Source organism: Paenibacillus sp. CR_12 (genome assembly GCF_041953985.1).
Lineage (GTDB): Bacteria > Bacillota > Bacilli > Paenibacillales > Paenibacillaceae > Paenibacillus_AQ > Paenibacillus_AQ lautus_A.
In genome coordinates this window covers 656,704-669,003 of the sequence record NZ_JAVFHO010000003.1, presented here as the reverse complement: position 1 = coordinate 669,003, position 12,300 = coordinate 656,704, and the positions used below count along the sequence as shown (strand labels likewise).

6 protein-coding genes are annotated in these 12,300 nt (G+C 39.9%); 5 read left to right on the top strand and 1 reads right to left on the bottom strand.

All coding sequences use genetic code 11. The annotated features are described in order from the left end of the window. Nucleotides 1-123 precede the first annotated feature (123 nt). Complete coding sequence (locus RB297_RS15150) at nt 124-951, bottom strand: restriction endonuclease (protein ID WP_375120874.1); 828 nt, start codon at nt 949-951, stop codon at nt 124-126. Nucleotides 952-2,789: 1,838 nt separating this feature from the next. Between RB297_RS15150 and RB297_RS15145 the strand changes: the two genes are divergently transcribed. The 5 genes from RB297_RS15145 (at nt 2,790) to RB297_RS15125 (ending at nt 12,290) form a co-directional block, all read left to right on the top strand. After that, nucleotides 2,790-5,537, top strand: a complete 2,748-nt coding sequence (locus RB297_RS15145; RefSeq protein ID WP_375120873.1) for a type I restriction-modification system subunit M — start codon at nt 2,790-2,792, stop codon at nt 5,535-5,537. Nucleotides 5,538-5,541: 4 nt separating this feature from the next. Next, nucleotides 5,542-6,756: a restriction endonuclease subunit S gene (locus RB297_RS15140; RefSeq protein ID WP_375120872.1), complete on the top strand. Its 1,215-nt coding sequence runs from the start codon at nt 5,542-5,544 to the stop codon at nt 6,754-6,756. A 16-nt stretch (nt 6,757-6,772) separates the two neighbouring features. Beyond that, on the top strand, nt 6,773-9,925 hold the full coding sequence (locus RB297_RS15135; RefSeq protein ID WP_375120871.1) for a type I restriction endonuclease subunit R, EcoR124 family: 3,153 nt from the start codon (nt 6,773-6,775) through the stop codon (nt 9,923-9,925). Between the two features lie 272 nt (nt 9,926-10,197). Continuing rightward, complete coding sequence (locus tag RB297_RS15130; protein WP_375120870.1) at nt 10,198-11,712, top strand: hypothetical protein; 1,515 nt, start codon at nt 10,198-10,200, stop codon at nt 11,710-11,712. Next, nucleotides 11,709-12,290, top strand: a complete 582-nt coding sequence (locus RB297_RS15125; protein WP_375120869.1) for an ABC-three component system middle component 1 — start codon at nt 11,709-11,711, stop codon at nt 12,288-12,290. The genes RB297_RS15130 and RB297_RS15125 overlap by 4 nt, the downstream gene beginning before the upstream one ends. Nucleotides 12,291-12,300 lie beyond the last annotated feature (10 nt).

Below are 12,300 nucleotides of genomic sequence, written 5' to 3'. Positions count from 1 at the left end.
TTCTTATAACTTTCCTTCTATTGCAACAAATACGGGCTTGAAAGTGAAGAAGAGTCAAAGGCTTTTAGTAGCAAGGGGGTTTATGTAGAACGTAGATTAAAAGGGAAAGAACCCTAATGAGGGTTAATCCCTATTATCTGTCACCGTAATCAAACCACTCCATGGAGTGATCTCTTTGTTTTGCTGCAGGTTTAACATATCAATAAAGCGATGATAATCAATTAAATCATATCGATCGACTAGTTTAAGTTGAAGGGCTTTCTCTGCTGCTGCAACAGCTGGACCTGAGAAGTGGTCAGCTGTAGAAACGAAAATGCAGGATCTTGCTTCGGCAAGTTGAGTTGCACCCAACAGTTCTCGAATCGTCGATACGGGTTCAACTTTGTCTGGCTGAGTTCTTCTTTTGACCTGGACAATAATTGGATCATCAGAATTTACAAGTATCAGGTCTTTACCTCCATCGTGAGATTTGCCGATCAATTCAACCTCGCAGTTATAATGCTGACTAAATACTGACTGGGTTAACTCCTCCATCTTCCCATGATGTATACCATAAATTTTTTCAGGATTCTTTTGGATGTAGTGGTTAAGAATTTGAATTGGTATATGCTTATCCCCTAATTCATATTTTCTTAATACAGCTGTTCGAATCTTGATCTCAGAAAACTTCAGTCCTTCATTTATAGCATCACTTTGATTTTGATAATAGTACTCCCACCAACCGCAGTTAGGGCATTTCCATATCATTTCAGTTTCTCTAAATGTGCCGTCAAGCCATTCTGGACGACCAATAATGTCTACATTATGAATTAGGAGAGCCTGCAGTTTGTTGCAAAATGGGCAGACTCCAAGTGTTGTACCATAGAGATCGTCGTTTTCGTATCTATGAATGTTGTTCATTAATCCTCTATGGCCATCTCTATTAATGTACTGGCTGTAGTCTAGAATCAATTCAATTGCCTCCTACTTATTTGGGATAAATTAAAATTTTAGATGGACTGCATCTGTATGGAGTTTTCTAACCTCAACCGGAGTTTATGTACATAAATGGTCATGGTCGTATTGATAATTGAATGCCCGCAGCCAGATATTATCTTCGGTGCAGATACCATGGTTTATCAGGAGAATCGCTGGTAGTTGCTGCGTATCATGAAACTGAATATCGCAGTACATGTTTCTTGAAGAAAAACCCCTCAAGAATGCATAAGGATTTGGATAGTAAAGCCGGCTGCCTAGGAGTCAGTCGTTGAAGAATAATCTAACTTCTTAGAAACTACTATAATGTCGTTATACGTGTAAGAAAAGAGCTAGGTAAAAAAGAGTTAGTTAAATTTAAAAGTATGGGGAAAATAATTATAGTTTTATAATTGGCTAAAATAATCTACCATTAACTTATTGAGGAACCATTGTTTTATAAGCGAATACTATCACATCTTTAAAGTTGTCTATTTTACGTAACTCACACATATTGAAAACGTTGCTTTGAATGTAAAAAATGAGACGGATTAATACCCTTGTCTTATAAGGAGGATGGTACAGCATTTTCGAAAAATGTGCAGCAGAGATGTGGAGGAAGAATTAAGCTCTACGCCCAAATGAAAACTAACATGAACGAAAGGAAGGATGCTGGGCTGTTACTACCCCAGCGTCTTGTTTTTTATCCGAATTGAATAGACTTTCAAACTTATTTACCGCAATATGATCGGCAGAACCATGTCTATAGATGTTCATGGTGGTAGTGATGCTACCATGTCCAAGTCGCCCTTAAATTAGCGAAGCATGGACACCCTAATTAATGAGCAAGGTTGTCGACGTATGGCCGTGATTTTGAACGATTTTATAGCAATCAGTGACTACTCAAAGAATCCTTGGGTTGGTCGCTCTGATGTTTGCTTTATAACCTAGGATCTCCATTTGAGCATCAGATTGAATAGGCGGTCGCTTGCTTTAAGGCGTTCTCAGAGTTGATAGCCTGTTCAACACGATTTCCAAATCCGTGCCAAAAGGTTTTTCCCTAACATAATACATTCTTTCGACATTTGCTGGTATGATGTCTCTCTCAAATATGGTTGTATAAAACAGTCTTTTGGTCTTTTTTTGGCTTGTTGTTACGGATAAAAAGACCGGGCAAAAGGGGACGCGCTTAGATCTTGCTACATTTCCTAGGATTATCTATCATCATAGTAGATAAGAAATGTAGATTTAAAAATCAGCGAGAATGCGTAACTTTTGTTGGGGATTATGTTTTTCAGAATTTAAAATGTCAGTTGCTACATTATACTTTTCATTTACGAAAAAGGGTTCTGCTAGTTGGGCCAATATGTGGAAACAGAAGTATCTAATTAAGATGCCAAACTGTCCAAGCAGTAGTCGCTTAAAATACACTCTAAAAATTCTGTAGGCATGTCCACTTTTTTGTAGAGAAATGAAAACAGCACTTCACTTATTTTAGTCTTACTTTTCATGTTTTCTGTGCTATGATATTTTTTGAAGTGTTTTAAGAATGTGTGTTCGGTGATACGGTATAGATATCACTTACAACAAAATGTGGAGAGTGTTAGTTGATAAAGATATGAATAAGAAGGATTTACGAACAGCAGCGGAAGTTCTGTTGTTGTTTCAAAATTATGAAGAGATGAAGATATTAGAACTACTATCTTTACCATATTATGTGGTATTGGCGATATTATGGAGGGTCAACGAAAACTAAGCGCAATAGTAGGAATGGTGGAAAATAACATTCTATTTTTAAAATATATTAAAAGATATGCAGAGAGGATACAGACATTATGAATAAGCAACAACTCGCCACGAAAATATGGGAATCCGCTAACAAAATGCGTTCAAAGATTGAGGCCAACGAATACAAAGATTATATTCTAGGCTTCATATTTTACAAGTACCTATCGGACAAAGAGTTAAAGTTTTTGAAAGAAAAGAGCTTTACCCAGGAAGACATTGAGGCTCTTGTTGAAGACGATGCCGAAACCGTAAAGTATGTTCGTGAAAATGTCGGATACTTTATTGCCTATAAGGACTTGTTCTCGACTTGGCTCAAAATGAGCAAAGATTTTGATGTGTCTAATGTCACGGATGCCTTATCAGCATTCAACCGTCTGATTAATCCCTCTCACAAGAAGGTATTCGAGGGTGTTTTTGATACCCTACAGACTGGACTAAGTAAGCTGGGTGATAGCTCCGCCTTACGAACCAAAGCTATCAGCGAACTGATTCATCTGATCAAAGATATTCCTATGGATGGCAAGCAGGATTACGATGTTCTAGGCTTCATCTATGAATATCTGATTAGTATGTTTGCAGCCAATGCCGGGAAAAAAGCGGGCGAGTTTTATACCCCACATGAAGTATCTCTTCTTATGTCCGAAATTGTTGCAGATCATTTGAAGGACAGAACGGAAATCAAGATCTATGATCCGACAAGCGGTTCGGGCTCTCTCTTGATAAACATCGGTCGTTCTGTTGCAAAGCATATCGATGATGAAAACAATATTAAATACTTTGCACAGGAGCTGAAGCAGAATACATACAACCTCACTCGTATGAATTTAGTTATGCGCGGCATCCTACCCGATAATATCTTGACCCGTAATGGGGACACTTTGGAAGATGATTGGCCATACTTTGATGAAGCCAACCCGATTGAAACGTACAACCCACTTTATGTGGATGCAGTTGTTTCCAATCCTCCATACTCTCAGCATTGGGAACCGAGCAATAAGGAAACAGACCCTCGCTACGCACGTTTTGGCCTCGCTCCGAAATCAAAAGCCGATTATGCTTTCCTGCTCCACGACTTGTTCCATCTTAAGCCGGATGGCATCATGACGATCGTTCTCCCGCATGGTGTCCTGTTCCGCGGCGGTGAAGAAGGCGGGATTCGCAGAAATTTGATTGAATGCAATCACATTGATGCTATCATCGGACTCCCCGCCAATATTTTCTTTGGCACGGGTATTCCGACAATTATCATGGTGTTGAAGCAAAAGCGTGAGAATACCGATGTTCTGTTTGCTGATGCATCCAAAGGCTTTATTAAAGCTGGCAAGAACAATAAGCTCAGAGCGTCTGATATTAAGAAGATCGTTGACACCGTAACGGCCAGAGCCGATCTTGACAAATTCGCAAGAAAAGTCAGCCGTGAGGAAATTCGCCGGAATGAATATAATTTGAATATTCCAAGATATGTTGATTCTTCCGAAGGCGCAGAGAAATGGGATCTCTATGCTTCTATGTTCGGCGGCATTCCCATGAGCGAGACAGCTAAACTCGACGTGTACTGGAGTGCTTTCCCGGGATTAAAGGAGGCATTGTTTACACAAGGTACTGGTCCTTACACTGAATTGGCAGTTGGCAATATTGAAAAGACTGTCAACGAGCATCCCGCTGTAGAAGCTTTTATTTCCAATTTCATGGGTGCTTTCGGAGACTTTGAAGATTTCATGAAAAGCGAGCTTATAATCAATATGGCGAGCCTGAATATTTCAAAGGAAGAGGCTGTATTGAGTGCTGAAATTTTTGCCCGACTTGCCTCCATTCCACTTATTAACAAGTATGAAGCCTATCAATTTCTTGCTGATGAGTGGGCAAAAACATCTGTTGATCTTGAAGTTATTCAGACAGAGGGATTCAACGCTGTTAAGAAGGTTGATCCCAACATGGTCATCAAGAAGAAGGACGGCAAAGAGGAAGAAGTACAGGATGGTTGGATGGGTCATGTTATTCCGTTTGAACTTGTGCAGCGGACATTTCTTTCCGATGAATATGAAGCGGTTATGCAAAAAGAATGCAGACTTGCCGAAATCTCCTCTGAATATGATGAAATACTCGACTCACTTTCCGAAGAAGAAAAGGATTCAAGTGTGACAACCGAGTCCAGTGATGCGTTCGTCGCAAAAGAAGTCAGCGAAAAACTTAAAGAAATTTATGCTGATGTCGATACTCAGGAAATTAAGGCTCTTAACGCCTATGCCGCACTTTCCAGGAAAGCCGACAAACTTGCCTTTATCAGTGCACACGACGACGTCGTATGGTCCAATATGGAAGCAAGCCATGATGGCACCTATGCTAAAAAAGCAGTCAATGCTTATTTAGCAGAGCTTCAATCTGTTTTTGAATTCCCGGAAGAATCCTTTGAAGCAAAAATTATAAAAGTAAGTAAGCTGATGGCCGAAGAAAAGGAATTAAAAACACAGGTCAAAGCGGATGCCGCAGCCTTGCATATGAAAACCAAGGAAACCATTGAATCGCTGTCCGACGAGCAGGCGCTTGAACTGCTTGAACAAAAATGGATTGTTCCGCTTACGGAGAGTATTAAGCGGCTTCCCCGTGCAGAAATTCATGTTCTGGTAGACAACGTCAAAGCTCTATCTAAAAAATACGCTGTCACATACTCTGCGGTTGAAACGGAGATACGGGAAACGGAGTCTACTCTCTCGGTACTAATTGATGAACTCGTCGGCAACGAGTATGATTTGAAAGGTCTCAGCGAGCTCCAGAAGCTATTAAAGGGTGAATAATATTATGGCTGGAAAAGATAAAAAACCAGATATTCGTTTCACTGGATTTACCGATGATTGGGAACAGAGGAAGTTGGGAGAAATATACACTGAGCGGAACGAACGAGGAGACGATTCGTTACAGATACTTTCCGTTTCCATTCATCATGGTATTTCAAACGAAGAATTAGACAGCAATACTTTAGGGAAAAAAGTGCGCAGAAGCGAAGATAAGACACTGTATAAACATGTGTATTTCGGTGATCTTGTTCTAAACATGATGCGTGCGTGGCAAGGGGCAATCGGGGTCGTGAAGTCAGAAGGGATGGTAAGTCCTGCATATATTACTGCCATTCCCAGTGCTCAGCTTTACCCTCTGTTTATGGATTATTCTTTGCGCCGAGATGAAACGATTATTCAGATGAATAATCTCTCTTATGGAGTGACCGATTTCAGAAAAAGACTATATTGGGACTCATTTATTAACGTTTTGTGTCGCATACCTTCTGTGCCTGAGCAGGAGAGAATTACGGCCTTTTTCGCCCACATAGATAACCTTATTACCCTTAATCAACGCAAGTCTGACAAGCTGATAATCGTTAAAAAAACCATGCTTGAAAAAATGTTCCCGAAGGATGGAGCCAATGTTCCGGAAATTCGCTTTTCTGGATTTACTGGTGATTGGGAACAGCGTGAGTGGGTAAACACAGTTGATATTTCGACTAATATGGTAGACCCCAAAACTGGGAAGTATGATAATCTGCCACACATCGGGCCGGGCAATATTGAATCATTTAGCGGACGATTATACGACAATGTGAAAACCGTTAAAGAGGATAACTTGATTAGTGGCAAGTTCCATTTCAATAAAGGCGATGTCATTTACGGGAAGATAAATCCACAACTCGGAAAATACGTTTTCGCACCATTTGAAGGGCTTGCAAGTGCAGATGCTTATGTCCTAAACGCAAAAAATGGACTTGACCAAACCTTCTTATTCACTCTACTTCAAACGCGGCAATTCTTCAAATATTCAGTGTCGGTATCAATGCGTTCCGGTATGCCGAAAATTAACCGCGACGAGTTGAACGAGTATGAATTTATTGCTCCAAGCGTGCAGGAGCAGAAGCGTATAGGCGAATTTTTCTTATTGCTCCACCAGCTCATCACCCTTCATCAGCGTAAGTTAGAGAAGCTGAAAAATATCAAGAAAGCTATGCTCGAAAAAATGTTTGTGTAGGAGGTGTGATTGCGCAATGGTCTTTAACAAAGAATCTGATTTTGAGGAAGCTTTGATTGAGGTGCTGTCACATAAAGGCTGGGAACAAAGGGTATTAAAGAATCCCTCTGAAGAAGATTTGATAATAAACTGGGCGGAAATTCTTTTTGAAAACAACAGAGGGATCGACCGTTTGAATAATTCCCCTCTGACAAGAGGTGAGATGCAACAGATTATGGAACAAATCACTACACTGCGTACGCCTTTGAAATTAAACGGATTTATCAATGGGAGAACTGTGGCCGTTATTCGTGATAATCCCGATGACACTCTGCACTTCGGAAAAGAAGTCAGCCTTAAAATATACGACCGCCGTGAAATCGCTGCCGGACAAAGTCGCTATCAGATAGCGCAGCAGCCAAAATATAAGAGCAAGTCCAAAATATTAAATGATCGCCGTGGCGATTTGATGCTCTTGATCAACGGTATGCCGGTTATTCACATCGAACTGAAGCGCAGCGGCGTTTCGGTCAGCCAGGCCTATAACCAGATCGAAAAATACTCCGATGAAGGGATTTTCACAGGAATATTTTCACTCATTCAGATTTTTGTTGCTATGGAACCGGCAGAAACCGTTTATTTCGCCAATCCCGGAATCGACGGAAAGTTCAATAAAGATTTCTATTTTCACTGGGCAGATTTTAATAACGAGCCTATCAATGATTGGAAAACGATTGCTTCTTCACTGCTTTCCATTCCGATGGCACATCGGCTTATCGGCTTTTACACTGTTGCCGACGATACCGATGGCGTATTGAAAGTCATGCGTAGTTATCAATACTATGCAGCAAACGCTATATCTGACCGTGTTGCCAAAACCAACTGGGATGGTCGAGATAGGCTTGGTGGATATGTTTGGCATACCACAGGCTCTGGCAAGACGATGACAAGCTTTAAGTCCGCACAACTGATTTCAAACTCCAAAGATGCCGATAAGGTTATCTTCCTGATGGACAGAATTGAACTCGGAACTCAATCTTTGAAAGAGTATCGCGGTTTTGCGGATGAAAATGAGTCCGTTCAGGCAACGGAAGATACTGTATCTTTAATTTCAAAATTAAAAAGCGACAACCCAGTAAACACGCTTATCGTTACCTCTATACAGAAAATGAGCAATATTAAAGATGAAGAGGGCGGCTTAAATACTCATGATATTGAGATGATGAGTTGCAAGAGAATCGTTTTTATTGTCGATGAAGCGCATCGCACTACCTTCGGGGACATGCTCCAAGGTATAAAGGATTCTTTCCCGTCTGCCGTTTTCTTTGGATTTACAGGAACGCCGATTCAGGATGAAAACCAGAAGAAAATGAACACCACCTCGACCATCTTCGGCAACGAGTTGCATAGGTACAGCATTGCCGATGGTATTCGTGATAAGAATGTTCTTGGATTTGATCCTTACAAAGTGTTGACCTACAGAGATAGGGATGTTCGACAGGTTGTTGCTTTGGAGTTGGCAAAAGCGGCTACCGTTGAAGAAGCCCTTGCTGATCCTAAAAAAAGCGAAGTTTTTTATAAATACATGAATTCTTCTCAAGTAAAAATGGCGGGTTATATCGGTGATGATGGAAAGTATGTCAGAGGTATAGAGGACTATTTGACAACATCCCAGTATCAAACTGAAGTGCATGTGAACACGCTTGTTCAAGACATTGCTGACAACTGGGTGACCTTAAGCCATAATAGCAAGTTCCATGCAATCTTTGCTACAAGCAGCATCCCAGAGGCGATCCGATATTATCGAATGATAAAACAAGCCATGCCCACATTAAAGGTTACCTGCTTGTTTGACCCAAGCATTGATAATAACGGCGGAGTAGCTATTAAAGAAGATGGTCTTGTTGAAATTATCGAGGATTATAATTCCAGATATAGGCAGGAATTTAGTCTGAAGAAATATGACAAGCTGAAAAAGGACATTGCTTCGCGCCTTGCTCACAAAAAGCCATATCAGTTTATTGAAAGAACACCTGAAATGCAACTCGATCTTCTAATTGTAGTTGACCAGATGCTTACAGGCTTCGATTCCAAGTGGATTAACACGCTTTATATGGATAAGGTGCTTCGGTACGAAAATATCATTCAGGCATTCTCTCGTACCAATCGTTTGTTTGGCCCGGAAAAGCCTTTTGGAACTATACGGTACTACAGGTATCCACATACAATGGGGCAAAACATAGAAAAAGCTGTGAAGCTCTATTCTGGCGATAAGCCCATTGGATTATTTGTAGAAAAGCTTGAGTACAATTTAAACAAGCTGAATGCAATTTTTGATGACATCAGCGAGTTGTTCGCTCGATCTGGTATTCCGAACTTTGAAAAGCTTCCGGATGATCGCTCGGAGCGCGGGAAATTTGCCTCCCTCTTCAAATCATTCAACGACTATCTGGAAGCTGCAAAAATTCAAGGCTTTAAATGGAATCAGCCACCGTACAAGTTCAGCCATGGCAGTGGTAAGCCAAAGACTCAAGTCGAAATGAGACTTGATGAAAATACTTATTTGGTTCTGGCTATGCGGTATAAAGAGTTGTTCGGCAGCGGAGGCGGGGGTAGCGGCGACGATGTTCCTTTCGAGATCGTTGGTTACCTGACGGAGATTGATACCGGGAGAATCGATTCAGATTATATGAACTCGCGTTTTGAAAAGTTTCAGAGAATTCTTACTCAAGATAATGTTGACGAAGCTGAAATGCGGAAGACGCTTGATGATCTGCATAAGTCATTCGCTACATTGACGCAGGAAGAACAAAAGTATGCAAATATCTTTCTTCACGACGTAGAAAGCGGAAATGCCAAGATGGAAAGTGGGAAAACTTTCAGGGAATACGTCACTGAATATCAATTCAGAGCAAAGAATGACCAAATCAGGCGTATTTCACGATTTTTAGGGGTAGATGAAAGGAAACTCCGTAATCTGATGGCTGCCAATGTAACTGAAGCAAGCATCAATGAATTCGGTCGTTTTGATGATTTGAAGGCCTCCGTAGACAAAGCTAAGGCAAAGGAGTATTTTGATAAGCTGGAAAACACAGAGATACCACTGTTCAAGATCAACATAAAAGTACACAATTTGCTTAAGGAGTTTATACATAGAGGTGGGTTCGATATAGAGGAGCCGAAAGAATAAGCGGCTGGATCGGTTGTTAGGTAATTTTAGTGATAGGCGGTTTCGTGATTTCCCAAAAAATTATAAAAGGAGCAAGCCAGTGGTATTTACCAAGGGCTTGCTTTTTTTCGTCAATATTAGAGGAATATGTCGAAAAAAAGGGGAATGTAGTTAGCGTGTAGAATTCTCCCATAAAAGAAATTTGTGGAAAAAGGAAAGTTATAGGTTCAACCTGGAACTGTTACCTTTGGTAGATTAAACATATACGAGTGTGGAAAAAGGGAGTGTCTTGAATGGCTCGAAATACTGACGTGCCGGCCAGCCTAGCAGGTTATTTTTACCAACTACTAGTTGCAACAAGAGAACTACTACGGTTAAATGCAGACCAAGGCTCCAATCCTACCGATGGCGTTGGGGTTGAGCGAGGCTCTGACATTCGCGTATTTCAACAAGCAGGGCTATGTATTGAAACGAAATTTTATAAGAATAAGCAATTTACAAAACAACATCAAACAATTCGTCATACAATATATAACTTTTACCACCACTATAAAAATACAGATGTAGCGAGCCGCAATAATCAATATGTATACCTTACTAATGTCCCCATATCGCAAGTCGATTCAGACTTTTTTAGGAAATGGCCTCTGGGAGATCAACAACCAGACGAGACATATAAACGCTTTATCCTAGATTGTATAGTGGAGGAGTCAATTACCAGTGAAGAACCCTATAAAACAAATTATGCACAACATAAGGCAACTCTAGGAACCAATCTTAAGGAATCATTTTACAAAGAGAAGTTATTTGAGGCAATCCGTCAAGATCAAATGCTTTACCATCAATACTGTGAGATTATTGACGATGACCATTTTGAACAGTTTATACAATCGTTGAGATTTCAGTTTGCTACACAGCATGTAAGTAAATTGGAGACTATTAATACTATAAAAGCTGAAGCAAGGTCATTGTTACAATCCAGTACCATTGGAAATACTTTAAGTGAGGACGAATGTGACAAGGTTATTCTTCATATTATTGATTGCTTATTTGAAACAGTAATTCGCGGAGATTTTTCTTATGTTAAAGTTTCGGACTTGCATACAATTATTACAAGTCATCAATCATACCAAAGAAAGTACCTTGTGTCGGTTAAACTTCAAGAAGCAATCAACGCTGTGGAAGAAGAGGTCCGAATACTTACGGATTTCCTAAATAACGATTATGCAGGATCAAAAGCGGATGAAATTGTGTTTACCTTTCTTGAACTAACAGAAAAATTATTTTCAACTATGGAAGACGAACAAAGGGATTTCGATGAACTGCTACAAAGCTTTTCCATTCGTAATTATGGACATTCTGTAACAAAAATAACCGCTCTTTTAAGACCAATGAGTATTTTGGCTGTGTTTTTGCATCGCGATCCATCGTTAATTCAAGTGTCTGATAAACCAGGGATTGTCAATTTTCGATTAAGTGAAAATGAGCCTTATATTCTCAAAGATGCGAGCATATTTATGAATAATCGCCAAATCATCACGGAGTTTGTTAGACAGACACTGGACCATGCTAAGGATCTGGATTTTGGATTGCAGGTAGTTTTCGGCACCCATTTGCAACCATGCAAAGAAAGTAGAGAAGCAATTAGATACATGGTGATGAATATTGCAGAAGTTGCAAGAAACGATGAATATCACGAACTTTACAGTAACCTGTTGTACAAATGTACGAAGTGTCTTATTCCCCAAGAAGACGATAGCTGTATGTATGCGGATGTATGTAAATTTATTGATGGGGTGTGCACATGAAAGAAATAATCGAGCAACTGAATTTTCCATATCTAGAATCAAGGGTTAGTGAGTTTCATTACTCAGTATTAAATATTCGAGATGATAAACTTGTCTTTTTTGTTGAGATTTTGGATATACCGAAACTTCACCATTTTATATCCCTGTTACCTGAAGCAAAGGAAATCTTATTAACTATAGTAAGAAATCAGAGGCCAAATGCTTTTACGAATGTTACATTGCCCGCCTTTCTTTGGGACTTATATGTAGTAGCCTTACATGATATCAATAACAGTGAGAGATTTGATGAGACAGATATTACTATGCTTGAGAGAGACAAGTTCGTCGCAAGAAAAATAATTGTGGAATATACATCCCAGGAAGAAGCTGTAATAAAAATAAACCAACAACTATGCCCTGAAAAGGAATTAGATATTTTATTGGCAGAATACCAAGAAAATCAAACATGGCAAGAATCATTGATTTCTCAGGTTTATGAATCTATAGAGCCGGACCAAGAGTTCAAAGTTCAACGCAATGTTGAACAAATCATTGGATATCTAAATAAAATCGACAGTGTCAGAAATGCTATTGAGTAATCAAAGGGGA

Excerpts from the sequence above, each read along its gene's own strand:
- RB297_RS15145 (WP_375120873.1), top strand. The coding sequence starts at position 2,790 with ATGAATAAGCAACAACTCGCCACGAAAATATGGGAATCCGCTAACAAA.
- RB297_RS15140 (WP_375120872.1), top strand. The coding sequence starts at position 5,542 with ATGGCTGGAAAAGATAAAAAACCAGATATTCGTTTCACTGGATTTACC.
- RB297_RS15135 (WP_375120871.1), top strand. The coding sequence starts at position 6,773 with ATGGTCTTTAACAAAGAATCTGATTTTGAGGAAGCTTTGATTGAGGTG.
- RB297_RS15130 (WP_375120870.1), top strand. The coding sequence starts at position 10,198 with ATGGCTCGAAATACTGACGTGCCGGCCAGCCTAGCAGGTTATTTTTAC.
- RB297_RS15125 (WP_375120869.1), top strand. The coding sequence starts at position 11,709 with ATGAAAGAAATAATCGAGCAACTGAATTTTCCATATCTAGAATCAAGG.